At 65.9% G+C, this 24,711-nt stretch carries 22 protein-coding genes and 1 pseudogene; 16 read left to right on the plus strand and 7 right to left on the minus strand.

From position 1 onward, the window contains the following. Positions 1-5: 5 nt before the first annotated feature. The 12 genes and pseudogenes from AC0KWY_RS02460 (at position 6) to AC0KWY_RS02515 (ending at position 14,284) form a co-directional block, all read left to right on the plus strand. The gene (locus AC0KWY_RS02460) at positions 6-389 is read left to right on the plus strand and encodes a DUF4150 domain-containing protein (protein WP_374326416.1); all 384 of its coding nucleotides are present in this window, start codon (positions 6-8) and stop codon (positions 387-389) included. 4 nt (positions 390-393) lie between these two features. After that, entirely contained in the window at positions 394-921 is a 528-nt protein-coding gene (locus AC0KWY_RS02465) for a hypothetical protein (protein WP_474028074.1), read from the plus strand. 14 nt (positions 922-935) lie between these two features. Then, the gene (gene tssK, locus AC0KWY_RS02470; RefSeq protein WP_474028075.1) at positions 936-2,297 is read left to right on the plus strand and encodes a type VI secretion system baseplate subunit TssK; all 1,362 of its coding nucleotides are present in this window, start codon (positions 936-938) and stop codon (positions 2,295-2,297) included. Next, complete coding sequence (gene icmH, locus AC0KWY_RS02475) at positions 2,294-3,733, plus strand: type IVB secretion system protein IcmH/DotU (protein WP_474028076.1); 1,440 nt, start codon at positions 2,294-2,296, stop codon at positions 3,731-3,733. The genes tssK and icmH overlap by 4 nt, the downstream gene beginning before the upstream one ends. 110 nt (positions 3,734-3,843) lie before the next feature. Then, positions 3,844-7,314 (plus strand): type VI secretion system membrane subunit TssM, encoded by a 3,471-nt coding sequence (gene tssM / locus AC0KWY_RS02480; protein ID WP_474028077.1) that lies wholly within the window; start codon positions 3,844-3,846, stop codon positions 7,312-7,314. A 73-nt stretch (positions 7,315-7,387) separates the two neighbouring features. Beyond that, positions 7,388-7,744 (plus strand): DUF6277 family protein, encoded by a 357-nt coding sequence (locus AC0KWY_RS02485; RefSeq protein ID WP_474028078.1) that lies wholly within the window; start codon positions 7,388-7,390, stop codon positions 7,742-7,744. Between the two features lie 86 nt (positions 7,745-7,830). Then, positions 7,831-8,295: a protein-export chaperone SecB gene (gene secB / locus AC0KWY_RS02490; RefSeq protein ID WP_474028079.1), complete on the plus strand. Its 465-nt coding sequence runs from the start codon at positions 7,831-7,833 to the stop codon at positions 8,293-8,295. Between the two features lie 158 nt (positions 8,296-8,453). Beyond that, on the plus strand, positions 8,454-9,356 hold the full coding sequence (locus AC0KWY_RS02495) for a LysR family transcriptional regulator (protein ID WP_474028080.1): 903 nt from the start codon (positions 8,454-8,456) through the stop codon (positions 9,354-9,356). After that, positions 9,353-10,447, plus strand: a complete 1,095-nt coding sequence (alr, locus tag AC0KWY_RS02500) for an alanine racemase (protein WP_474028081.1) — start codon at positions 9,353-9,355, stop codon at positions 10,445-10,447. The genes AC0KWY_RS02495 and alr overlap by 4 nt, the downstream gene beginning before the upstream one ends. After that, complete coding sequence (gene radA / locus AC0KWY_RS02505) at positions 10,448-11,806, plus strand: DNA repair protein RadA (RefSeq protein WP_474028082.1); 1,359 nt, start codon at positions 10,448-10,450, stop codon at positions 11,804-11,806. It begins immediately after the preceding gene. A gap of 830 nt (positions 11,807-12,636) precedes the next feature. Next, positions 12,637-12,861 (plus strand): annotated as a pseudogene (locus AC0KWY_RS02510) (hypothetical protein); the annotation flags it as partial. Positions 12,862-13,072: 211 nt separating this feature from the next. Further along, positions 13,073-14,284, plus strand: coding sequence for an ABC transporter permease (locus AC0KWY_RS02515; RefSeq protein ID WP_474028083.1), 1,212 nt, complete (start codon positions 13,073-13,075; stop codon positions 14,282-14,284). Here the strand turns inward: AC0KWY_RS02515 and AC0KWY_RS02520 are convergent. Next, positions 14,272-14,694, minus strand: a complete 423-nt coding sequence (locus AC0KWY_RS02520; RefSeq protein ID WP_474028084.1) for an ATP-binding protein — start codon at positions 14,692-14,694, stop codon at positions 14,272-14,274. The genes AC0KWY_RS02515 and AC0KWY_RS02520 overlap by 13 nt on opposite strands. 20 nt (positions 14,695-14,714) lie before the next feature. Between AC0KWY_RS02520 and AC0KWY_RS02525 the strand changes: the two genes are divergently transcribed. Together AC0KWY_RS02525 and AC0KWY_RS02530 are read left to right on the plus strand one after the other, a co-directional pair. Continuing rightward, positions 14,715-15,173 (plus strand): FecR family protein, encoded by a 459-nt coding sequence (locus AC0KWY_RS02525; protein WP_474028085.1) that lies wholly within the window; start codon positions 14,715-14,717, stop codon positions 15,171-15,173. Then, entirely contained in the window at positions 15,166-15,747 is a 582-nt protein-coding gene (locus AC0KWY_RS02530) for an OmpA family protein (RefSeq protein WP_474028086.1), read from the plus strand. Before AC0KWY_RS02525 ends, AC0KWY_RS02530 begins: the two co-directional genes overlap by 8 nt. Here AC0KWY_RS02530 and AC0KWY_RS02535 read toward each other — a convergent pair. From AC0KWY_RS02535 to AC0KWY_RS02545, 3 genes are read right to left on the minus strand one after another with little or no spacing between them, the layout of a single operon-like run. After that, on the minus strand, positions 15,734-17,860 hold the full coding sequence (locus tag AC0KWY_RS02535; protein ID WP_474028087.1) for a CHASE2 domain-containing protein: 2,127 nt from the start codon (positions 17,858-17,860) through the stop codon (positions 15,734-15,736). The genes AC0KWY_RS02530 and AC0KWY_RS02535 overlap by 14 nt on opposite strands. Next, positions 17,857-18,819 carry an MBL fold metallo-hydrolase gene (locus AC0KWY_RS02540; protein ID WP_474028088.1) on the minus strand — a complete coding sequence of 321 codons (963 nt, stop codon included), beginning with the start codon at positions 18,817-18,819 and terminating at the stop codon, positions 17,857-17,859. Before AC0KWY_RS02540 ends, AC0KWY_RS02535 begins: the two co-directional genes overlap by 4 nt. Next, positions 18,816-19,166, minus strand: a complete 351-nt coding sequence (locus tag AC0KWY_RS02545) for an STAS domain-containing protein (protein ID WP_474028089.1) — start codon at positions 19,164-19,166, stop codon at positions 18,816-18,818. Before AC0KWY_RS02545 ends, AC0KWY_RS02540 begins: the two co-directional genes overlap by 4 nt. 169 nt (positions 19,167-19,335) lie before the next feature. Here AC0KWY_RS02545 and AC0KWY_RS02550 point away from each other — a divergent pair, with 169 nt between their 5' ends. Continuing rightward, positions 19,336-21,465 (plus strand): YgiQ family radical SAM protein, encoded by a 2,130-nt coding sequence (locus AC0KWY_RS02550; protein ID WP_474029694.1) that lies wholly within the window; start codon positions 19,336-19,338, stop codon positions 21,463-21,465. A 14-nt stretch (positions 21,466-21,479) separates the two neighbouring features. Continuing rightward, positions 21,480-21,872 (plus strand): group II truncated hemoglobin, encoded by a 393-nt coding sequence (locus tag AC0KWY_RS02555; protein ID WP_474028090.1) that lies wholly within the window; start codon positions 21,480-21,482, stop codon positions 21,870-21,872. 24 nt (positions 21,873-21,896) lie between these two features. Here AC0KWY_RS02555 and AC0KWY_RS02560 read toward each other — a convergent pair whose 3' ends face one another. From AC0KWY_RS02560 to AC0KWY_RS02570, 3 genes are read right to left on the minus strand one after another with little or no spacing between them, the layout of a single operon-like run. Next, positions 21,897-22,868: an extracellular catalytic domain type 1 short-chain-length polyhydroxyalkanoate depolymerase gene (locus AC0KWY_RS02560; RefSeq protein WP_474028091.1), complete on the minus strand. Its 972-nt coding sequence runs from the start codon at positions 22,866-22,868 to the stop codon at positions 21,897-21,899. 3 nt (positions 22,869-22,871) lie between these two features. Further along, entirely contained in the window at positions 22,872-23,993 is a 1,122-nt protein-coding gene (locus AC0KWY_RS02565) for an AI-2E family transporter (protein ID WP_474028092.1), read from the minus strand. Next, positions 23,986-24,474, minus strand: coding sequence for a cyclic nucleotide-binding domain-containing protein (locus AC0KWY_RS02570; RefSeq protein ID WP_474028093.1), 489 nt, complete (start codon positions 24,472-24,474; stop codon positions 23,986-23,988). Before AC0KWY_RS02570 ends, AC0KWY_RS02565 begins: the two co-directional genes overlap by 8 nt. Positions 24,475-24,711: the final 237 nt, after the last annotated feature.

The raw sequence follows: 24,711 nt of genomic DNA on the forward strand, positions 1-24,711 counted from the left end.
CTCGTATGTTTGCCAATAGCTCCGCAGGTGGTATCGATATTTCTCCGGCCGATGTCTGCAAGACTCCGCCCTTGTGCATTCCGATTCCCTATCCCAATCTGGCTTTCGGTTCGATGGCCATCCCCAATGTGCCGAATATCCTCTATTGCGGCGGCCCGGTGCATAACCTGGCGACCATCATCCCGGTCACCTTCTGCGATGAACCCGGCGCCTGCGGCGGCATCATCTCCGGTACCGTCAAGGGGCTTTCCATCCATTGCACGGCCAAGCTGAACTTCCTGGTCGGCGGCGCGCCGATCACCCGGATGACCAGCATCAACCTGCCGAACACCTTGAATACGCTGGGCGTTCGCCTGGTGCCCAGTCAGTTGAAGATTCTGGTCATCTGATCCCATGTCCTGGAAAGCTGTACTGATTGCTGCCTGCCTCGCAGCGGGCATCCAGGGCTGTACGATCGGCGATGCGACGCGGGTGCTGTTCCGGGGCATGCCGGATCGGCTGATCCCCGAGAAACGGAACATCTCGCTGACCATCCACGGTGGCCCCAAGCTCAACGCCAAGTTCGAAGGCGACGTCGCGCGACCGCTGCGCCTGTGCATCTATCTGCACAAGCACGAAGACTGGAATCCGCCGATGGATCTGAGCGCGCCCTGTGCCGAACAGGATTCCCGGGTGAGCAAGGCGCAGAAGGTCACCTTGCTTGCCGACCGCGTCGCCTACATCACGGAATCGATGCCCTACGGGGATGCCTACTGGATCACGGTGACCGGCGATTTTTCGGACCAGGGGGGTAATGGCAAGGGCATTCTCAAAGTTTATTCGCCGGCCGATCTCAATAGCTGCCACTGGCTGAATATCGACCGCAACCAGATTCAGGAAGTCAAGAAAAACAGTGCGGGCGATCAGCCCACATGTAAATAGGGGTTCTCTTCTTCATGGCAACACACAATATCAACAGGGTGGTTTGGACCGATGGCTTGCTGGTTGAGGCGCAGCATTTTCAACAACAGGAACGCTACATCGAACACCAGGTGAACAGCCGCCTGTCGCAGATCACCAACCTCGGTTGGGGATTCAGCGAACTGGAAATCGACCAGGATCTGTTGCAGCAGGGCTTGCTCGCCATCATCCGGGCGCGGGGAATTTTCGACGACGGCACACCGTTCTCGATTCCGACCTGCGACGCCATTCCGGAAGCGCTCGATCTTTCGGATGCGCCAATCGGCACCAAGATCTGCCTGGCCACTGTGCGCAGCGACGTGGTCAACAGCACGGTCGGTTTCGGCGAAGCCGAATCTGCCGCCCGTTACAAGGTGGTCGAGGCCGAAGTTCAGGATGCCAACGTCGGTCTCGACCCGGAAGGTTCGCCGCTACGCATCCAGATGCAGGTCGGCCAGTTGCGCACCCGCCTGTGCCGCGAGGACCACGTCGGCGCCAGCGAAACTTTCCAGCCGATCGCCCGCCTGTCGGCGCGCCAGGGCAACCGCGGCATCGTCCTCGACAGCGATTTCATCCCGGCGATGCTCGATGTCCGGGCGCATACCCGCCTGCTGGCCGTTTGCAACGAGTTCCAGGGACTGCTCCAGCATCGCCTCAGCGCTTCCGCCGGCCAGCGCCTGCTTGCCAGCGGCGGCGGTCTCGCCGACCTGATCGAGATGCTGGCGACGCAGGCGATTTCCGAATACCGGATGCGCCTGGATCACCTGGAAGCCTACGATCCCCTGCATCCGGCCGATCTCTATCTGGAGCTGACCGGCCTGCTCGGCCGGCTTTCCGTGCTGCCCAGCGTCGAACCGATGCTGGCCGCGCAGAAGTGGCGTTACCAGCACGATGATCTGCAGGCGTGTTTCAGCGCCCTGGCCCATGCGCTGCGCCGGGCCCTGTCGCTGATCATCGAGTCGCCGGTGATCCCGTTGCGCTTCGAGGACCGCGGCGATCAGGTGTACCTCTGCATCAACGATCCGCAGTGGAAGCTGCAGAAAATGGTCTTCGCCTTCACTTCGGCAATGCCGGGCGACAACCTGCGGCGCATGCTGCCGACCCAGGTCAAGTTCGGCCCGGTCGAGCACATCAACAAGCTGGTCGATCTGCAATTGCCGGGCGCGCGTCTGGTGCCGGTATCGGCGGTGCCGCGCAATCTGCCTTTCTATGCGCAGAGCGTCTATTTCGAAGTCGAATCGGTCGATCCCTACTGGAAGGAAACGACGCGCGGGGCAGCGATGGCGCTGCGCGTGGTCGGCGATTTCCCGCAACTGAAGTTCGAGGCCTGGGGGCTGCGTGAAGGGAAAGTGGCATGAGGGGCATCAATGAAATCATGAGCGCGCTGCGCAACATCCCGACTTCCGGTGGGGTTTCATCGATGGGCGCCCTGGGCGACATCGCCCAGCGCATCTCGAGCTCGATGCCGCGCGGCGCCGACAATCCCCAGCCGTTCGGCAACCTGCTCGAACACACCGACGACAAGGAGGCGCCGCAAGCGCCGGTCGATCTGCCGGTAAGCAAGGAAAAACCGGTCGATCGTTCGGTGGGTGCGGTGGCCATGCTGGGCATGCGCAACGCCATCGCGCGGCCCGGCGTCGCCGCGTCGAAATGGCAGAACCCCTACATCTCGGCGGCGATTCCGCCGCTGTTGCTGCTGCATCGCCTGGAAGACCAGGGCATCACCTTCGACACCTCGCTGCGCGGGCAACTCGGCCTGGAAGTGCGGATGTTCCGGGAGAAGCTGGCGAGCAGCGGCGAGGAGTCGCGCTGGATCGACGATGCTTCCTACCTGTTGTGCACGCATATCGATGAACTGCTCAACGAGGCGTGCCGCAAGCAGGATCTGCCCTTGCCCGAGAAATCCCTGCTCGTCGAATTCCACGGCGACGCCTGGGGCGGCGAGGACTGCTTCATCAAGCTGGAAACGGCGATGAGCCAGGAACGGCCACCGATCGCCCTGCTCGAACTCTATGAAGTCATCCTCGGCCTCGGTTTCCAGGGCCGCTACCAGGTCATCGACCGCGGCGACGTGCTGTTGCAGGACTTGCGCAGCAAGCTGCACCGCATGATCTGGGATCGCGCGCCGGACGGCCTGGCCCTGCGTTCGGGCTTGCCCAAGGTGTTCAAGCCGCGCTGGCTGACGCCGTTCCGGCTCTTCCTGATCGGCGTCGCGCTACTGTCGATCGCTTACCTGGCCGGTGTTTTCGATGTCGCGATGCGCGGCAGTCCGTTGCGCGAGGCCCTGGCGGCTTACGAACCGCCGGTGCGTGAGATCAACATCTCCGAGACCCTGCCGCCGCCATTGCCGGAGCTGATTGCCGAAGGCTGGCTGACGGCGGAGCGGCGGGAAAACGGCTGGCTGCTGATCTTCCGCGCCGATGGGGCATTCGAACCCGGCAAGGCGGAAATCCGGCCCGAGTTCCTGCCCAACCTGACCCGCCTCGGCGCCGCGTTCGCGCCCTGGCCGGGCGATCTCGAGATCATCGGTCACACCGACCTGACGCCGATCCTGGCCAGCAAGTTCCCCTCCAACCAGGCGCTTTCCGAAGCGCGCGCCCGCGAAGTGGCCAAGCTGATTCAGCAGCAGGTCGCCGGCGGCAAGGCGCAGCGGCAGGTGACGGCATCCGGGATGGGCGAGAAGGCGCCGGTCGTTTCCGAGATCAATCCGGCGGCCAACCTCAAGAATCGCCGGGTCGAGGTCTTGTGGAAGGTGGCGGCAACCCGGCGCGTGGTGACTGAAATCATCCGTTGAACGGGGTGACGGCAGGCAGCAATTTCCGCTCCGGGAACGGGGCGGGGTTCATGTAAGTTGATCAGCGCGGGGACGCTCGTTGGCGAGACCCTGGGTTGGGAGCATCAGAAATGTTGAGAAGTTCGTTACGCATCGTCATCTCCTTGATTCTTGCCGCCGTGGTCTGGTGGGTCGGACCGATGGTCGCCATCGGTCGCTACCATCCCTTCGGCTGGTTGTGGTTGCGGCAGTTGCTGGTGGTACTCCTGTTGTTCTGGGGGTTCTACCCCTTGCTGCGCTGGTTGCTCGGCAAATTCCTTTCGTTGTTCCGTCGCCGCAAACAGAAGGCGCCGACGGTGGAGAACGACCGCATCAGCAGCCGTCTCGCCGACCTCGAACTGACCCTGCGCAAGATCTGGGTCGATCGCCAGAAAGGCTTTTTCCGTCGCCTGACCTATCGCCTGCGCAAGGGGCATCTGCGCGAACAGCCCTGGTTCATGCTGCTCGGTTCGTCGGGGGCGGGGAAAACCAGCTTGCTCAACCACACCGGGCAGAATGCCTTGCCCGGCGAGGTGGCGGGCCTGCCGCGCCTTGGCGAATCGCTGGGGCAGACGGAGGATTGCGGTTTCTGGGTCAACGACAAGGCGGTCTGGATCGATAGCAGCGGCCAGTGGGCCGAGCGGGAAGCGCTCGGCGAGTCCGGCTTCAGTGCCTGGAAGAAGCTGCTCGCCGGGGTCCGCCGCATGCGCGGTGGGGCCGGCCTGGATGGTCTGGTGCTTTGCGTCGACCTCGACTGGATGCTGAAGGCCAGCTCGGAACAGCGCAAACGGCTGGCCGACACCTTGCGTGGCCGGGTTCTCGAACTCGCCGACTGGTTCGACGCCGAGTTGCCGGTCTATATCGTCCTCACCCACGTCGACACCCTGCCGGGCGGCGGCGCCATGCTGGCTGCGCTCGAAGACGAGACGCTGGCCGGCGGCATGGGTTTCGAAGCCCTGGCGGAAGGCAATGTCGATGCCTGGTACGAAAGCTTCGAGCATCGCGTCCAGCGCGTCGTGCAGTTCATCATTCCGCAGATGGCTGACGCCAGCGAAGGCCAGCAACTGCTGCACTTCACCGAAAGCCTCGGCCGGCTGCGTTCGCCGCTGCTGGAGTTCGTCAAGTCGGTGAGCATGCATGCCTCGTCGGTGCGGGGCGGACAATTGCGCGGCATGTGGTTCGGTACCTCGGTCTACCTGATGGCTACCGATGAAAACGTCAACCTGGTCCAGCTCGATGAGCCCAACGAATCGCCGGCTTTCCGCTCTTTCGCCAAGACCTTCCTGGCGCCGATCGGCCAGGCGATCGAGGAGCGCAACATCCTGCGTTTCGGTGACAAGTCGCTGGTTTCCCGGAGCAAGCGGATGGTGCGCTGGGGGATCAGCGTCGTCGCCCTTTGCCTGCTGTCGGTCTGGCTGGTGCTGACCTATTTCGATCAGCGCAGCTACATCGACCTGATCTGGGCGCAGTTCGGCGAAGGCAAGCGCCTGGCCCAGCAACTGGCCGATACGCCGAGTGCCGATATCGCGCTGATGGACGTCTCCAGTCAGATGCGCTACGCCGGCAATCAACTGGGCGCCAACTTCTCGATGATTCCCTCGACCTTCTTCGAGCATTCGCGGATTCGCAACGTCGCTTACGAGACCTATCGCCGCCACCTGTTCAAGAGCTTCATGCCGGAGATGTTCAAATACGTCACCGTACAGCTGAAGAGCGAGATGGAAGGCGGCACTGGTGACGTGTACGAGACGCTGCGCCTGTACCTGATGCTGATCAAGCCGGAGCGCCGGAATTCGGAAATCGCGGTGCGCTGGTTCGACAAGCGCTGGGAGAAGATCGCCCCGGCGAATTCCAGTGAGGAAGAAAAAAGTATTTTCCTGGGCCATGTCGCGGCAGCCTTTTCGCCGCCCTTCCTGCCGGCAGCGCCGGTTGACCAGGCCTTGCTGACCCAGGCGCGGGCGGTGGCCAGCGGACTGCCCAGTTCGATCCGGGTGATCGACAACGTCAAGGCGCTGGCCTTGCCGGAGAGCGTCGAGGATGTCTCGCTATCGCGTGCCGCCGGTCTCAACGCGCCGATGTTGCTGCGCTTGCGTAGCGACACGCCAACCACTTCGCCGATCATCAGCGGCTGGTATACCCGCGCCGGCTACCACGATGTCTTCATGCCCCGGCTGATGAAGAGTGCGCGCGATATCTTCGAGGAAGAAAACTGGGTATTGCGCGACGAAAGCGGTGACAAGGGCAACGCCTTCGACGTCGAGAAGAGCGTGCAGGACATGGCCGATGCGGCCCGTCGTCAGTTCCTGCAGGACTACATCCAGCACTGGCGTGGCTTCATCAACGACATCACGGTTCGCCGCTACAGCAGCATGGACGATGCCGCCTGGCTGGCCAAGGCGATGATGGACCCGCAGTCGGCATTGGCCCAACTGATCCGTTTCATCGGTCGGGAAACCTCGCTGACCGGCAACTACGAAGGTGATGTCGATAGCTGGATCGATCGCCAGAAACTGAACCTGGAGCGGACACGGCGTGCCGTCGTCGGCGAAATCAGCGGTCAGCACTATCGTTACCGCGTTTTGCCGGAGCATGTCGTCGACGACTATTTCAATTCGCTGCGCCGCATGGCCGTCACCCTGACCCCGAACTCCGGCGTTGAGACCGCGGCCAGCCCGCTCGGCCGGTTGTTCGAACCGCTCTACCGGCAGATTTCGGTGGTCAACGGCGCCATGCAGGTCGGTCAGTTGATGCCCGAATACGACGCCTTCCGTCGCATGCGTGCCGACGCCGCGCGGCAACCGGAGCCGATCCGCGGCATCATGCTCGACCTGATCGAATCGGGCAGCAACGCGACGGCGCAGAAGTCGAGCGCCGAACTGACCAAGGGTGCGACCGGGGCGTCGAAGACGGTCTGCCCGCAAACGGTCTCCCGCTATCCGCTGGTCCGCAGTTCGGGCCGCGATGTCGGCTCCGAGGACTTCCGCCGGCTGTTCGGGCCGCGCGGGGTGCTCGACAGCTACTTCAACGAAGAACTGGCGCAATACGTCGATACCTCGAACGTTCCCTGGCGGGCGAAGCGGGTCGACGGCCTGGCGGGCAGCCTGGTCAATCCGAACATCATCCGTTCGTACGAACTGGCCCGCTCGATCCGCGACAACTTCTTCAACGAGAGCGGGCAGCTCGGCTTCTCGGTCATCGTCCGCGCCATCGACATGGATGCGAGCGTTACCGAAGCCCTGTTCGACATCGGTGGCGAGCAGTTGCGTTATGCGCACGGTGCGTCGGCGCCGAAGAAGATCGACTGGTCGCCGCAGCGTTCGAGCATGGTGGTCCGTTTGCACATGCGTTCCGTCGATGGCCGTACCCAGCAGATGGAATTCACCGGTCCGTGGGCGATCTTCCGCTTCTTCGACGCCGGCGAACCGCTGACCCTGGCCGACGACAAGCGGGTCATGCGCTACAAGACCGCGCTGGGTGCCGTCTCGCTCGAATTCCAGGCAACCAGTAGCGATTTCCCGCTGTGGTCGAGGACGCTGGCGCAGTTTTACTGTCCTTCGAAGTAGGCCGGCGGCGGCTTTCGCTGCCGGCATTGGTGATGCTTTATTAACGAGTTGTTGAATTTAACGGAGGTGAATCATGCTTGATCCCAAGGAAATCATCGCGTCCATCCAGCAAAGCCTGGATAGCTGCAATACCATGCAGTCGTCGTCGACGGCGAGCTTCAACGAAGGCGTGCCGGGTTACAACATCTCTGGTCCCACCAACGCCAGCCTGGTCATCGGCGGCGTTCAGGGAGCAGTCAATTCGATGGTCGAGAACATGAACAACATCAAACGCTCGATCGACGATCAACTGGATGCCCACCAGGCCATGCAGAAGGGCGAAACCACGCAGCAGTTCAATGCCAACATGGACGATCTGCGCCCGTCGAATGCTGCCGGTTTCCCGAATGAAATGATGGACAACTTCTTCAAGGCATTCAAGAATCGCTGATTCACGGAGGCGCCTCGTGCGTCGGTATTACCAGACATCGTCCGCATTCCGCGGACGATGAATTGCATCAAGAATGGGGAACACAGATGGAGCAGGGTAATTTGCAGCCGCAGTTCGGCATCGAGCGTATCTACCTGAAAGACATTTCCTTCCAGGTCGCCAATGCGCCGGAGGTTTATTCGGATGGCCGCCGTTACGACGTCGGACTGAACATCAACAGCGCCAGTCGCCAGGTCAGCGCCGAGGTTTTCGAGGTTGTGCTGACCGTCGTTGCCACCGCCAAACAAGGCGAGACCGAGGTTTTCAAGGGCGTGGTCAGCGAAGGCGGTTCCTTCGTCATCCGCAACGTCAAGCTCGACCAGCGCGACGCCATCCTCGGCGTCGCCTGTCCGAACATCCTGTTGCCCTATGCCCGGGAAATGCTTGCCGACCTCAGTACCCGCGCCGGATTCTCGCCGGTAATGATCCAGCCGGTGGATTTCGAGGCGGTTTTCCTGCAGCAGCGCGATCAGGCCAGGCAGCAGGCGGGGCAGGGCGCTCCCCTGCAGTAAGCCGCATCGACTTCCCGGTTCCGGCATGACGACATGCGTTCCGGAACCCGGAAAGTCCCCGAAAATCCCGCAAACGACTGCAGGGTCGCTTGCGGGATTGTTCATTCCGGGGGCGAGTGTGGTTGAATAGCGGTCTTTGCGCAGACTGGAGCCGAACCATGGCTGATCGGCGACTACAGGTTTTTCATGCCGTAGCCAAACACCGCAGTTTCACCCGCGCTGCCGACGCGCTGTTCATGACGCAACCGGCGGTCACCTTCCAGATCAGGCAACTCGAGGAGCAGTACGCGACGCGCCTGTTCGAACGCCGGCACGGCAGCATCGACCTGACGCCGGCCGGCGAACTGGTGCTCGAATACGCGCAGCGGATTCTCGCCCTTTCCGACGAAATGGACACCCGCGTCGGCGAGCTCACCGGCGAGATGCGCGGGCCGCTGCTGGTCGGCGCCAGCACGACGATCGCCGAGTTCATGCTGCCGCGCGTGCTCGGCGAGTTCAACGCGCTCTATCCGCAGGTACGGGCGCGGCTGATCGTCGCCAATTCGGAAAGCATCGAGAGCCGGGTCGCCGAGCACAGCCTCGACGTCGGCCTGATCGAGGCGCCGGCCAAACTTTCCGGGTTGAGCAGCCAGATCTGCTGCGAGGACGAACTGCAGGTTGTCTGCGTCCCCGATTACCCGCTCGCCGAATTCAAGGCGCTGAAACCGGCCGATCTTGCCGACTACGAATTCATTTCGCGCGAGCCGGGCTCCGGGACACGGGCGATCACCGACGCCTATTTCCGCGACCACGGCGTCAAGCCCGAGTCGCTCAAGACGCAGATGGAGCTGGGCAGCCCGGAAGCGCTCAAGGGCGTCGTGTTGACCGGGCTGGGTTTCGCCATCGTATCGCGCGCCGTCGTCGCCAAAGAAATCCGCCTCGGCGAACTGCTCGGCATTCCGCTCGACCCGCCGCTCAAGCGCAACCTCTACCTGGTGCATCCGCAGGATCGCTTCCAGTCGAAGCTACTTTCCACCTTCATCGATTTCGCCCGTCGCAAGCTCAAGGAACAGGCTGCATGAACACCTCCCGACCGATCCGCGCCCACATCCGGCCCGCCGCCATTCTCGAAAACTACCGCATCGCCAAGGCCTGTGCCCCCGACGCCTGGGCCTGGGCGGTGGTCAAGGCCGACGCCTACGGTCACGGCCAGTTGCACGCCGTCGAAGCGCTGCGCGACGAGGCCGACGGCTTCGCGCTGCTCGAATGCGAGAACGCGGTGCTCCTGCGCGAGCACGGCGTGCGCCAGCCGATCCTCCTGCTCGAGGGCATCTTCGGCGAGGCCGACGCCCGCCGCGTCGTCGACTACGGCCTGCACAGCGCCGTCCATTGCCGCGAGCAGATCGAGATGCTCGCCGCGCACGCCCGCGCCGACCGCCCGCTCAGCCTCTACCTGAAGATCAACAGCGGCATGAACCGCCTCGGCTTCGACGCGGCGACGCTGCCGCAGGCCTGGGAAAGCCTGAAGAAGATCCCGGCGCTCAACCTGACGCTGATGACTCATTTCGCCGAAGCCGACGGCGCGCGCGGCGTGCTCTGGCAGCTCGAACGCTTCCGGGCGCTGGCCAGCGACTGGCACGGTCCGGTCAGTCTCGGCAATTCCGCCGCCATCCTGCGCCATCCGCTGGCGCACGGCGACTGGGTGCGGCCGGGGATCATGCTCTACGGCGCCAGCCCGTTCGCCGACCAGTCCGCCGCCGAATTCGGGCTGCAGCCGGCGATGAGCCTGGAAAGCCGGATCATCGGTGTGCAGTCGATCGCCGCCGGCGAACGCGTCGGCTACGGTGGTACCTTCACCGCCGAGCGGGCAATGCGCATCGGCATCGTCGCCTGCGGCTACGCCGACGGCTACCCGCGCTCGGCGCCGAGCGGCACGCCGATCGCCGTCGCCGGCAAGCTGACGCGCACGCTGGGCCGGGTCTCGATGGACATGCTGGCCTGCGACCTCACTGAAATTCCCGAAGCCGGCATCGACAGTCCGGTGACGCTGTGGGGGCCGGGCGAGGCCGGTCACGTCCCGGCCGACGCGGTGGCCGCCGCCGCCGGCACGATTTCCTACGAACTCTTCTGCGCTGTCGCGCCGCGCGTGCCGGTCACGGTCGACGGGCAATAAATGGCAAAGATCAAGACGCTCTATAGCTGCACCGAATGCGGTGCGACCAGCCCGAAATGGCAGGGCCAGTGCCCGGGCTGCAACGCCTGGAACACGCTGGTCGAGACGATCGCCGAGAAGCCCGGCAACCACCGCTTCGAGGCGCTGGCGCCGGCGGCGAAACTGCAGAACCTGGCCGACATCGAAGCCCGTGAGGCCGACCGCATCCCGACCGGCATCGGCGAGTTCGACCGGGCGCTCGGCGGCGGTCTGGTCGCCGGCGGCGTCGTGCTGATCGGCGGCGACCCCGGCATCGGCAAAAGCACCTTGCTGCTGCAGGCGCTGGCCCACCTGTCGCTGGCGCACAAGGTGATCTACGTCAGCGGCGAGGAATCCGGCCAGCAGGTCGCGCTGCGCGCCCGTCGCCTCAACGTCGATAGCGGCAGCCTGCCGCTGATGGCCGAGATCAACCTGGAACGCATCCTCGCCACGCTGCAGGCGGAAATGCCGCAGGTGGCGGTGATCGATTCGATCCAGACGCTGTGGTCGGACCAGCTCTCCAGCGCCCCCGGCTCGGTCGCCCAGGTGCGCGAATGCGCGGCGCAACTGACGCGACTGGCCAAGCAGACCGGCATCACCGTCATCCTGGTCGGCCACGTGACCAAGGAGGGCGCGCTGGCCGGGCCGCGCGTGCTCGAACACGTGGTCGATACCGTGCTCTATTTCGAGGGCGACACGCATTCGAGCTTCCGCCTGGTGCGCGCGGTCAAGAATCGCTTCGGCGCGGTCAATGAACTCGGCGTCTTCGCGATGACCGAGAGCGGCCTCAAGGGTGTCAGCAATCCGTCGGCGATGTTCCTGTCGCAGCACGGCCAGGAGGTCGCCGGCTCCTGCGTGATGGTGACGCAGGAGGGGACGCGACCGCTGCTGGTGGAAATCCAGGCGCTGGTCGACACCGCGCACGGCAACCCGCGCCGGCTGACCGTCGGGCTGGATGCGCAGCGACTGGCGATGTTGCTGGCGGTGCTGCACCGCCACGCCGGCATCGTCTGCTTCGACCAGGACGTCTTCGTCAATGCCGTCGGCGGGGTCAAGATCGGCGAGCCGGCGGGCGATCTGGCGGTGATCATGGCGATCACGTCTTCATTGAAAAACAAGGCATTGCCAGAGAAACTTATAGTGTTTGGTGAAGTTGGCCTGGCGGGTGAAATCCGCCCGGCGCCGCGCGGCCAGGAGCGTTTGAAGGAAGCTGCCAAGCTCGGCTTCACCCGCGCCCTGATCCCCGAGGCGAACCGGCCGCGGCAGGCGATTCCGGGCATGGAAGTGATCGCCGTGCGCCGCGTCGAGGAAGCCGTGCAGCGTATCCGGGAGCTGCAGTGACGCTGACGCTGGCCTGGCGCATGCTGCGCCGCGAGCTGCGCGGCGGCGAGCTGCGCCTGCTCTTCGCGGCGTTGACCATCGCCGTTGCCGCGGTCAGCGCCGTCGGTTTCCTCGCCGACCGGGTCGGCCGGGGGCTTGAGGGTGAGGCGCGGCAGATGCTCGGCGCCGACCTGGTGGTCGCCGGCGACCAGCCGCTGCCGGCCGAACTTGCCGCCGAGGCCGGGCGCCGCGGCCTGCGCACGACGCAGACGCTGGTCTTCCCGAGCATGGTTTTCGCCAATGGCCGGGCGGAACTGGTCGAGATCAAGGCGGTCGGCGCCGGTTACCCGCTGCGCGGCCGCCTGCACACCGCCGCCGCGCCGGGCCAGCCGGATCTCGCGGTCGACGGCGGCCCGCAGCCAAAAACCGCCTGGGCCGACGAGCGCCTGTTCAGCCTGCTCGCGCTCGCCCCCGGCGCGCCGCTCGGTGTCGGCCAGTTGCAGTTGCCGGTGAGCGCCGTGCTCACCCGCGAACCCGATCGCAGCTTCAACGTCTTCGCGATGCAGCCGCGCCTGCTGATGCACCTCGACGACATCGCCGGCAGCGGCCTGGTCCAGTTCGGCGCGCGCGTCCGCTACCGCCTGCTGGTCGCCGGCGAGGCGGCGGCGCTGGCGGAATGGCGGGCCTGGGCCGAGCCGCGGCTGGGGCGCGGGCAGCGCCTCGAAGGCATCGAAAACGCCCGCCCGGAAATCCGCAAGGCGCTCGACAAGGCGCAGCGCTTTCTGGGCCTGGCGACGCTGTTCACCGTGATCCTTTCGGCCATTGCCGTGGCGCTCGCCGCCCGCCGCTACATGCAGCGCCACCTCGACGCCTGCGCCGTGCTGCGCTGCCTGGGCATGACCCAGGGCCGGCTGCTGCGCCTTCATGCACTGTCCTTTTTCTGGCTGGCGGCGCTGGCCGCGGCGCTTGGCGCCGGCCTCGGCTTTGCCGCGCATTTCGCGCTGGTCTCGGCAATGGCCGGGCTGATCGCCGGCGAGCTGCCGTTGCCCGGCGCCGGCCCGCTCGGCGAAGGGGCGCTGGTCGCCGGCGTGCTGCTCTTCGGCTTCGCGCTACCGCCGCTGCTGCAACTGGCGCGGGTGCCGACGCTGCGCGTGCTGCGCCGCGAGCTCGGGCCGCCGGCGCCGCTGGCCGTGCTCGGCTACGCCTTCGGCTTTGCGCTGCTGGCGCTGCTCATCGTCCGCGCCGCCGGCGACCTGCGCCTCGGCCTGTTCGCCGTCGGCGGCTTCAGTGGCGCGCTGGCGCTGTTCTGGTTGCTCGCCTGGAGCGCTGTCCGCATCGCCGGTTCGACTGCGCGGCGGCGCCGGTTTCGGCTGGCGCCAGGGACTGGCGACGCTGGCCCGGCACGGCGCCGCCAATACGCTGAAGATCGTGGCGCTGGGCATCGGCCTGATGGCCTTGCTGCTGCTCGGCGTGACCCGGTTAGAACTGGTCGATGCCTGGCAGAAATCCTTGCCGGCCGATGCGCCCAACCGTTTCGTCATCAACATCCAGCCCGAGCAGCGCCAGGCGCTGGCCGACTGGCTGGCCGGGCAGGGCATCGCCGCCGAGCTGGCGCCGATGGTGCGGGCGCGGCTGCTCAGGATCAACGAACGCCCGGTCAGTGCCGCCGACTTTCCCGACGACGAGCGCGCCCAGCGCCTGGTCGAGCGCGAGTTCAACCTGTCGTGGCGGCGCGAGCTGCCGGCCGGCAACGAGATCGCCGGCGGTCGCTGGTTCGCCGGCCCGGGCCAGCAAGCCTCGGTCGAGGCCGGGCTGGCGAAGACGCTCGGCATCGTCCTCGGCGACCGCTTGGTGTTCAGCGTCGCCGGTGTCGAGAAGAGCGTCGCGGTGACCAGCCTGCGCCGCCTCGACTGGGATTCGATGCGCGTCAATTTCTTCGTCCTGACGCCGCCCGGCGTGCTCGACGACGCGCCGGCCAGCTACATCACCAGCTTCCACCTGCCGGCCGAACGGCGGCAGGCGGCGGCGCAACTGGTCGAGGCCTTTCCCAACCTGACGGTGATCGACATCGACGCCGTGCTGGCGCAGATTCAGGGCGTCGTCGGCCAGGTCGTCGGCGCCGTCCAGCTGGTTTTTCTGTTCACCCTCGCCGCCGGCGCCGTCGTGCTCTACGCCGCCTTCCTCTCGGCGATCGACGAGCGGCGCTTCGAGCTGGCGGTGATGCGCGCGCTCGGCGCCCGCCGTGAGCAGTTGCGCGGCGCCTTGCTGGTCGAGCTGGCGGCGGTCGGCGGACTCGCCGGCCTGATCGCGGCGCTCGGCGCGGCGGCGGTCGGCCAGTTGCTGGCACACCAGGTGTTCGACCTGGCGCCCGAATTTTCGCTGGTTTCTCCACTGCTCGCCGCCCTCGGCTGCGCCGCGTTTACGACGCTCGCCGGCTGGCTGGGCATGCGCAGCCTGCTTGGTGTGCCGCCGCTGGCGGCATTGCGTCAGGGCGCCTGATTCCCGGCCGGGCGCAGGAAGAGTTCGACGACGTTGCGGTCACCTTCCCGGCGGTAACGCACTTCGCGGGTCAGGCCACGGATCAGACGGATGCCCATGCCGCCGGGAAGCTCGGGCATCGCTGCCGGCAGGGCACAGGACGAGGGGTCAAAAGGCATGCCCCGGTCCTCGTAATGCAGCACGATGTCGTCCTGCTGGCGGATCAGGCGCAGGCTGACGCAGCTGGATTCGGCGTCCGGGCGGCCATGGTCGACGGTGTTGATGAACAGTTCTTCTGCCAGCAGTTGCAGGCGCAGGCCTTCCGCTTCGCCGATCGCCAGTTGCCGGCAGGCCTCGTCCAGCGCGGCGAGCAGCCCGCTCAGCGCGGCGTGGCGCGGGGCGACGGAAATATCCGTAGAATGCGTGTTCATGACTCAGGAAGGAGCTTGGGATGATGATTAGAGCACATCGGGCGCTGGCTTTCATGGTCGCTTTTCTGGCCTGCGCTGCGGCGTCGGCGGCGGAAGTCGCCGGCATGGTCAAGATCAGCCGGGGCGAGGCGGCGATCGAACGGGCCGGCGAGCGCCTGCCGGCGACGGTGGGGACGCCGGTGCTGGCGACCGATCGCTTGCGTACCGGCGCCGATGGTGCGCTCGGTGTCACCTTGCGCGACAACACGCTGCTTTCGGCGGGGCCGAATTCGCTGATCGTCATCGAGAAGTTCGCCTTCAACAGTTCTACGCTGGAAGGCGGGATGTCGGTCGGTATCCGCAAGGGGACGCTGTCGGTGGCGTCCGGCAAGATCGCCAAGCGGACGCCGGAGTCGGTCGATTTCCATACGCCGACCTCGGTGCTCGGCGTGCGCGGTACCGAATTCCTGGTCGAAGTGATCGGAGGCAGCGATGAGTAAGACGCTGCCGTTCGTCGTCCTTTGCCTGTTGCTCGGCGCCTGCGCCAGCGAGCGCGTGGTCCTGCTGCCGTCGGCGGACGGCAGCCCGGGCAAGGTGATCGTCCGCGATGCCAGCGGCGAACGCGTTCTAGAGCAGCCTTATGCGGCGACTGCCCGCCGCCTGGGTATCAACCGGCCGACCGTGACCGAGGCTGCCCAGGTTGAAGTGCGCTATGGCGAGACCCTGCGCGCCCTGCCGCCACGGCCGACCAGCTACACGGTCTATTTCGAGACCGGTACCGATACGATGACCCCGGCGTCGGCGCAGGCCTTCGTCGGCGTCAAGCGGGAAATCGCCGAACGGCCGGCGGTCGAGGTCATGGTCATCGGCCATACCGACCGCGTCGGCTCGCCGGCCGAGAACGATCCGCTGTCGCGGCAACGCGCCGAGGTGATACGCGACCAGTTGGTGGCCGAAGGGGTGCCGTCGGAGAAGCTGGAAGTCGCCGGGCGCGGCGAACGCGAATTGCTGGTGCCGACCGCCGACGAAGTCGACGAGCCACGCAACCGCCGGGTCGAGATCAGCATCCGCTGAGCGGCGGGCCGTTCCAGCGCAGCACCAGCAGGGTCAGGTCGTCGGCGGCGGGTTCGCCGGCTTCGAACTGGCGGACGCGGTCGCGGATCTGCCGGCAGACGATACCGGGTTCGCTCGATTGTGCACTGGCCAGGCAGGCTTCCAGACCGCCACGACCGAACAACTGGCCGGCGTGGGTGGCCTCGCTGACGCCGTCGGTGAACAGGCAGAGCAGGTCGCCCGGCTGCAGCCGGAGGCTGCCGCTGGCATAGGGATAATCGCCCAGCGCGCAGAGCGGCGGGCCTGAGATTTCCGCCGTCGGCAGCGGCAGGAGTTCGCCGTTGCGCTTGATGATCGGCGCGTCGTGGCCGGCGCAGACGTAATCCAGTCGGCCGTCGTCGGTGTCGAGAATGGCGATGAAGGCGGTGACGAAGAGCAGCGCCGTGTTGTTGCGGTCGAGTTCGTGTTCGAGGTCGCGGATCGCGGCGCCGAGATCGTCGTGGCGGCGGGTCAGCGTATTGCCCAGGGTTTTCGAGATGGCCATGAACAGGCTGGCGGGAACGCCCTTGCCGGAAACGTCGCCGATGGCGATGCAGAGGCGGCGCGCATCGAGCATGAAGCAGTCGTAGTAGTCGCCGCCGACCGCCTGCGCCGGTTCCAGGATGGCGGCCAGGGCGAAGCGTCGTTCGTCGGCGAACAGGCGTTCGGGGTCGGGCAGCAGCCCCATCTGGATACGCCGTGCGCTGTCGAGTTCGCCGGCGATGCGCGCCGCCTGTTCGCGACTCGCCTGCAATTGCCGTTCCGCCGCCTGGCGTCGGTCGTCGGCGCGGATCAGGGTATTGCCGAGCAGGGCCATGAACACCGGGCCGAGGAGCAGGACCGGCGTGTTGCCGTCGACCAGCCAGCGTCCGCTGAAGAAGGCAAGATGGCCGGCGAGCAGCAGGCTGCCGCCGACGGCGGTGAAACCCAGCACCGCGTAGCGCGGCCGCAAGGCCGGCACGGTGCCGATCAGCAGCAGGCCGCCGGCGAGCAGGGCGGCCAGTTCGAGCATCGGCATCCAGCCCGGCCGGCGCAGGGCTTCGCCGGCGAGCAGGCTCTCGATGACCTGGACGTGTACGTCGGCGCCGGGCAGGCTGTCGCCGAGCGGCGTGATGATGCGGTCCTGGAGGCCGATGCTGTTGAAGCCGACGATCACCAGCCGGCCGGCGAAGGTTTCCGGTGGGTGTTTGCCGGCCAGGACGTCGGCTGCCGACAGGTAGTAATGCGAACTGGCGCGCCCGAAATGCAGCAGCAGTGCGCCGTTGGCCTGGGTGGGCAGCCGGTAGTCGCCGAGGCGGAGTGCCGCCATGCCGTTGCCGCCGGCTTCGATGGCGACGGCGCCGCCGCCCAGTGCCTGTCTGACCATCTCGAGCGGTAGCGAGAGATAGGGTTGTTCGTCGATCAGCGCCAGCGTCGGCACGCGGCGCAGGATGCCGCGGTCGTGGCCGCCGCTCTGGGCATCCGGCATGGCGTTGATGAAGCCTTCGCCGCCCGCCGCCGCCTGCAGTTCCGGGCGGCTGGACAGGGCGCTGGCAAAGCGCGGTAGCTGGCGGTCGGCGCCCGGTTCGACGGCGATTTGCGGTAGCGGATGGCGCGGCAGCCTGGCGCCGGCCAGCGCCTGGGGCAGGCCGACCGTGGCGAGGACGCTCGGCGCCCGGCCGATGACTGCGGCGAACTGCCGGTCGGGGTCGGGCAGGCGGTCGAGCAGGGCGGGGTCGATCCCGGGCAGGCGTTGGGCGAGCAGCGCCGGTGCATGCTGGTCGGCTTCGGCAAAGATGAAGTCGAAGCCGACGGCAAGTGGGTCTCCCGCCTGGATACGTTCGAGCAGGCGTCCCAGCACGTCGCGCGGCCACGGCCACTGGCCGTGGGCAAGCAGGCTCTGGCTGTCGATGCCGACGATGATCACCGGCTCGCTTGGCCGCTCGCGCGGCAGCAGGCGCTGATAGCGGTCGAACTGATTGAGTTGCAGCGCGTGCAGCGGTGTCCGCTCGATATTGCTCAGGAGCACCGCGCCGATGCAGAGCAGCAGGGCGGGAAACAGCCGTCCGCGCCCGGCGCGCAGCAGGGCGACGAGGGCGGCGGTGGCCCGGCTCACAAGTTGATGGTCAGGCCGTCGTAAGCGGAAACGATGTCCAGCGGCGGCCGGTCGCCGCGGGTGATCTGCTCGAAGCGGATCGATTCCTCGAACAGGCGGAAGAGCTGGGCGTCGTCATGCGCCGGTTCGTGGTGGAAGAGGGCCAGGCGTTTGGCAGCGGCGGCCTGGCACAGCTCGACGCCGACGACATTGCTCGAATGCCCCCAATCGGCCTTGACCGAGGTGGCTTCGGCAAGCGAATACATGGCGTCGAAAATGACCAGGTCGGCCTTGGCGAAGAAGCGCGCGAAACAGTCGAAGGAGACGAGGTCGTCGAGCTTGTGCTCGGAGTCGGTACTGTAGACCACCGATTTGTCCACGCTGTCGAAGCGGTAGCCGTAGGAGTCGCCGGTATGCAGCTGCAGCTTGGGCGTGACATTGACGCCGCCGATGAAGTGCGGCTGGTCCGGGGTCATCAGGTCGAAGTCGATTCTGGCGCCGGCCTGCGAATAGTCGACCGGGAAGCAGGGCGCCCGCATCTGCATGCGCACGGCTTCCTCGAGTTGCTGGTGGCAACCGTGGATGATGATGCGGTTGCCGGGAATGTACATCGGCGCAAAGAACGGGAAACCCATCAGGTGGTCCCAGTGCAGATGCGAGATGAAGATGTGGTAGGTCTGCGGATTGGGCACGCCGTAGCGGGCGATCTTGCTCTGGCCGAGCGGCCGGGCGCCGCTGCCCATGTCGCAGATCAGGTGTTCGGGGCCGTCGGTGACGATCTCGACGCACGAAGAGTTGCCGCCGAAGGTGTTGTTGACGGTAAACGGCAGGCTGGCGACGAACTGTTCGAGCGCCTCGCGGTTCTTGAAGCTGCGCCCGTTGGCGGCGATCAGCGCGGCGCTGATCTTCTCGCGGATGACCTGCCCGGTCGGCGCAGTGGGCAGCGAGCCGCGGGTCCCCCAAAAAATGACCTGCTTCATTGTCCAAGCACCTTGCAGGCGGCGTCCACCGTGGTGTAGCAGGGGACGATGAGGTTGAAACGGCTGATCGTGAACACTTCCTGGACCAGCGGCGTCAGCGCGGCGATGGCGAAGCTGCCCTGCTGCGCTTTCGACTGGCGGGACGCCATCATCAGCACGCGCAAGCCGGCACTGCTGATATAGGCAACGCCGGAAAAGTCGAGCAGCAGCGGCGGCTGACCGAGCCGGCAATTGGCCAGCAGGGGTTCGAGCAAACGGGTGAACTCTTCACTGAACGCGTGGTCTATGCGACCGCTGACGGAGACGACCAGAACGCCGGACTGTTCGCGGGTGGGTAGTTGCATCATCGCTGGCAAAGCTTCAGGCAATTGGTTTAGTGGTCAAGTATGCCATGGCCGTCCTCTGACTTAGGTAAAATATTGCATGCTCAACACCACAGTTAATATCGATCCGCGCCCACTGTTTTCCTGGCGCAAATTCTGGGCGCACCGTTTCGGCCCGGCGCCCTTCCTGCCGATGTCGCGCGCCGAAATGGACCAGCTCGGCTGGGATTCCTGCGACATCGTCCTGATCACCGGCGACGCCTACATCGACCACCCGAGTTTCGGCATGGCGCTGATCGGACGCCTGCTCGAAGCCCAGGGGTTCCGGGTCGGCATCATCAGCCAGCCGGACTGGAATTCGGCGGCCGATTTTCGCAAGCTCGGCAAGCCCAACCTGTTCTTCGGCGTCACCGCCGGCAACATGGATTCCATGGTCAACCGCTACACCTCGGACCGCAAGCCGCGCTCGGACGACGCTTATACGCCGAATGGCGAGGCCAACAAGCGGCCGGATCGTGCCGTCACGGTCTACGCCCAGCGCTGCCGCGAAGCCTTCTCGGGAACGCCGGTGGTGATCGGTTCGATCGAGGCCAGCCTGCGGCGTATCGCGCACTACGACTACTGGTCGGACAAGGTCCGCCGCTCGGTACTGCCAGATTCCAAAGCCGACCTGCTGGTCTTCGGCAACGCCGAACGCGCCATCGTCGAACTGGCGCACCGTCTGGCCAAGGGCGAGAAGATCGGCGAAATCCGCGACCTGCGCGGCACCGCCTTCATGGTCGGGCGCGACTGGTTGCCGTCCGGCGACTGGGACGAAATGGATTCGACCGAGGTCGATGCGCCCGGAGCGCTGGTCAAGCACGCCGACCCCTATGCGATGGAGCTGGCCAAGGCCGGTGCCGACGCAGCTACCGAAGGCCAGACGGTGCGCATCGTGCCGCGCGGCGAACGCCTGGCCGCCCGCCGCGAACGTCGTGCCCACACCGTCGTCCGCCTGCCGGCCTACGAGCAGGTCAAGGACGATCCGGTGCTCTACGCCCACGCTTCGCGTACCTTCCACCTCGAATCCAACCCGGGCAACGCCCGCGCGCTGCGCCAGGCGCACGGCGAGCGTGACGTCTGGTTGAACCCGCCGCCGGTACCGCTTTCCACCGAGGAACTCGACGCCGTCTACGAGTTGCCCTACGCCCGCCAGCCGCATCCGGCCTACGGCGAGGCGAAGATCCCGGCCTGGGAGATGATTCGCTTCTCGGTCAACATCATGCGCGGCTGTTTCGGCGGCTGTACCTTCTGCTCGATCACCGAGCACGAAGGACGCATCATCCAGAGCCGCTCCGAGGATTCGGTGATCCGCGAGATCGAGGAGATGCGCGACAAGACGCCGGGCTTCACCGGCATCGTCTCCGACCTTGGTGGGCCGACCGCCAACATGTACCACCTCAAGTGCAAGGACGCGAAGATCGAAGCGGCCTGCCGGCGGCTGTCCTGCGTCTATCCCGACATCTGCGACAACCTCGGCACCGACCACGCGCCGCTGATTTCGCTCTACCGCCGGGCGCGCAGCCTGAAGGGCGTCAAGAAGGTGCTGATCGGTTCCGGCTTGCGTTACGACCTGGCGGTGCGTTCGCCTGAGTACATCAAGGAGCTGGTCCAGCACCACGTCGGCGGCTACCTGAAGATCGCCCCGGAACACACCGAGGAAGGCCCGCTGTCGAAGATGATGAAGCCAGGCATCGGCAGCTACGACCGCTTCAAGCAGTTGTTCGACCGTTTCTCGCGCGAGGCCGGCAAGGAACAGTACCTGATCCCGTACTTCATCGCCGCCCACCCCGGGACGAGCGACGCCGACATGGTCAACCTGGCGCTGTGGCTGAAGAAGAACAACTTCCGTCTCGATCAGGTGCAGACCTTCCTGCCGACGCCGATGGCGCTGGCGACGACGATGTATCACAGCGAGAGAAATCCGCTGAAGAAGCTGCATCGCCAGGGCGGGGAAGTCGTCGGCGCCGTGCGCGGCGCGCGTCAGCGCAAGCTGCACAAGGCCTTCCTGCGCTACCACGATCCGGAAAACTGGCCCTTGCTGCGCGAAGCCTTGAAGGAAATGGGCCGCGCCGACCTGATCGGCAATGGCAAGAAACAGCTGGTGCCGGCTTGGCAGCCGGCGGGCACCGGGCTCAAGGCGGCGGCCAGCAGCCGCCCGGCACAGGAAAGAAAAGGCAGTGCGCCGCGGCCGGCAGCGGCGACGCGTAACGGCACCGGGCCTCGCCAGGCAACGGGCGGCGCCCGTCAGCCCGGGGCGCGCAAGACAAGATCACCACGATGAAGCAGGGAGAAAGCATGGAAGCACAACAGACCACCATCTACGAGAAAATCGGTGGCGAAGCGACGGTCGGCCGGCTTGCCGACCGTTTCTACCAATTGATGGATAGCGTCGGCCAGTTCAAGGAGCTGCGCGCGATGCACCCGGAGAGCCTGGCCGGTTCGCGCGACAAGCTGTTCAAGTTCCTGTCCGGCTGGTTCGGCGGCCCCGACCTGTTCGCCCAGGAATTCGGCCATCCGCGCTTGCGTGCGCGCCACATGCCTTTTGCCATCGGTACGCTCGAGCGCGATCAGTGGGTGGCCTGCATGGTGCTGGCGATGGAAGACGTCGGCATCGACGAGGACGTGCGCAAGGTGCTGCTGAACAACTTCTTCAACACCGCCGACTTCATGCGCAACAAGGAAGGTTGAGTCGGCAGGACGGGTTCCCGGCGATCAGGGGGAGCGCGTGCCCTGGTTTCCGGTGACTTCCATGAAAAAGTCCCAGATCGTGTCGTTGGCGTCCAGCGCCTGCGACGCTTCGCCCTTGCCGCGCCGGACACGTGCCGCACCGGGCCAGGAGTGTCCGCCTTCAGCCGTCACGCAAAGCTGCACGGCAGCCGCTTCGCGGCAGCCGGCGTAGCGTTCGCACCAGGCGCCAGGACGTTCGAGGATGCGCCGCGGCGCCGGCTGGCAGCCGTTGCGCCGGACCCAGCGGCTGATCGTTTCCGGAACCGGGACGAAATCCATGACTTGGCGCCGGTCGCGGAAGGCGTCGGCGCCAGCGCCACCATCGAACAGCACGTGGCTGTCGTCGCGGGCATGGATGTGCAGGATTGGCACCGGACGCGCCGGTCGGCAATCGGCGACCGCCTCGGTACCGGCGACGGCGGCGACGGCACGGAACAGGTCGGCGGCCTCGCAGGCCAGGCGGTAGGCCATCATGCCGCCGTTCGACATGCCGGTGGCGAAGATCCGCTGCCGGTCGATCGCCGTCCGCCGCGCCACATCGGCGACGACGGCGCGGATGAAACCGACGTCGTCGCTGCCGGCGTCGCGCGCGTTGCCGCAACAACCGCCGGCGTTCCAGGTGGCTAGCCGGCCGCGCGGCAGGCGGCTGTGTCCATTGGGAAAGACGACCGCGAAGCCGGCGCGCTCGGCCTTGCCGATCAGACCGTAGCGTTCTTCGTCAGCCATGAACTCGGCGTGACCGCCGCCGCCATGCAGGGCGACGACCAGTGGCAGCGCAGCGGCCTGGCTGCTGCTCGGCAGATAGAGCAGATAACGGCGCACCGCACCGGCGAATTCCAGTGTCACTTGCTGGCTGCGGCCGGCGATCTGCGGCGGGCGATCCTCGCTTGCCGCCAGCGGCGATCCGGCTGTCGCCAGTGCGAGCAGCAGGAGGCAGGCGGCGATCGGACGGTGCATCGCTCAGGCCGCTTCGTCGAGTCCGTCCGCGGCGCTCCGCCGACGCAGGCGCATGGCCAGGCGGTGGCGGGCGAGCAGGCGGTCGTCATCAAGGATTTGCCCGGCTGCCCGACCCAGTACGTAGCAGATGCCGGTCAACGGCAGGACCAGCATCAGGCCGGTAATGCCGGCCAGGGCGCCGCCGGCAAACAGCATCAGCACGCTGAGCAGCGGGTGCATGTGCAGGCTGCGGCCGATCGTCTGCGGCATGAAGACGAAATCGTCGAGCAGGCGGACGGCAATGAAGAGAATCACTGCGCCGTAGGCAATGGCGGGCTGGCCGGCGAAATCGGTGGCGGCGACCATCAGCACCAGGGCGCAGCCGGCGATCGAGCCGACGTAGGGAATCCAGGCCAGCACCGCCGCCACCAGCGCCAGCATCAGCGCGTGGTCGAAGCCGAGCAACCAGAGGCCGCCGCCGAGAACGACGGTGTCGACGACGGTGAGTTCGATCAGGCCGACGAAATACTGGCGGGCGGTGTGGTCGAGCTGGGCGATCAGGTCGAGACCGCGTTCGAAGAAGGCGTTGGGGATGGCGCTGACGAGAAAACGCTTGAAATGCCAGCCGTCGCGCAGCATGAAATAAGTGATGAAGGGGGCCAGCAGCACCGACGGCGCCCAGGCGGCGACGCCCATCAGGAAGCCGGGCAGGTGGCGGGCGGCAAAACCTTCGACGAGCAGGTCGATATGATGAGTCATCGCCTGCGCACCACCGATCCGTGCGAACAGGGCGGAGCGCTGTTCCAGGCTGGCCAGGGTGTCGATGATCAGGCGCAGGCCGCCCTCGACGTAGCGCAGCGCATTGTCGGTCCAGTTGCTGTCGCCGGCCGACAGCCAGGCGACCAGCGCGAAACCGGCAACCAGCATGGCCAGCAGCGCCGCCAGGCCGACCAGCAGGGCGGCCAGCGCATGGCTGAAGCCGCGCAGCACGAGCAGCGACTTGAGCGGCGTCAGCAGGTAATACATCATCAGCGCCAGCAGCAGCGGCACGATCAGCCACAAGGCCTTCTGCAGCAGCAGGAGCAGCCCGCAACTGGCGGCGATGATCGCCAGCCAGGCCAGCGGGCCGGGACGATAGTCAGTCATGGCGAGGCGTGCCGCAGCGGTTGCCGCCGTCTTCCAGCATGCCGCGCAGGCGGGCGCCCAATTGGCGGGCGAGCTGCAGGGTCAGCCGGCTGGCGATCCGCGAATGGGCTTCGAGCAGGCGCTCGAAATCGCCGCGGTACAACGCGCTCAAGGTGCTCTCGGTCTGCGCTCTGGCCTGCGCCGAACGCAGCGACTGGTCGAGCAGCGCCATTTCGCCGAAGAAATTGCCGGGGCCGAGGATGGCAACCGGCGTTTCCCAGGCAGTGACGGTGCGGATCGCGATGTTGCCGAGGCGCACGATGTAGAGTGCCTGCCCGTCGTCGCCTTCGTCGAAGACGATTTCGCCGGCCTGGTATTGCCGGGTGTGCAGCATGCTTTCGACGATGCCGAGCTCGTTCTTGGCAAGCCCGGCAAAGAGGATGCTGCGGGCCAGCGGATAAAGATCCGAAGCGGGCGTCTTGCGGCGAATGAATCCGGTCATCGCGGTTCGCAGAAAAGTTTGACGCCGCGGATTATCACACTCTTCGCTCAGCTTGGGTGAGTGCGTCGGAATTACCCGGATTCCCGCAAAACTGGTCGGCCGGGATAATTGCGGATGCGGAAATTTGTTAACTTTTCTTAACTTCTCTCTGTTAGTATTTTTGCCCGCGGGGTAATTCATAAAGCATTGATAATGCACCGATTCCGGGCATGATGATGCGATAATCCAATGGCATGG

The organism is Azonexus sp. MM2026_4 (genome assembly GCF_055901855.1).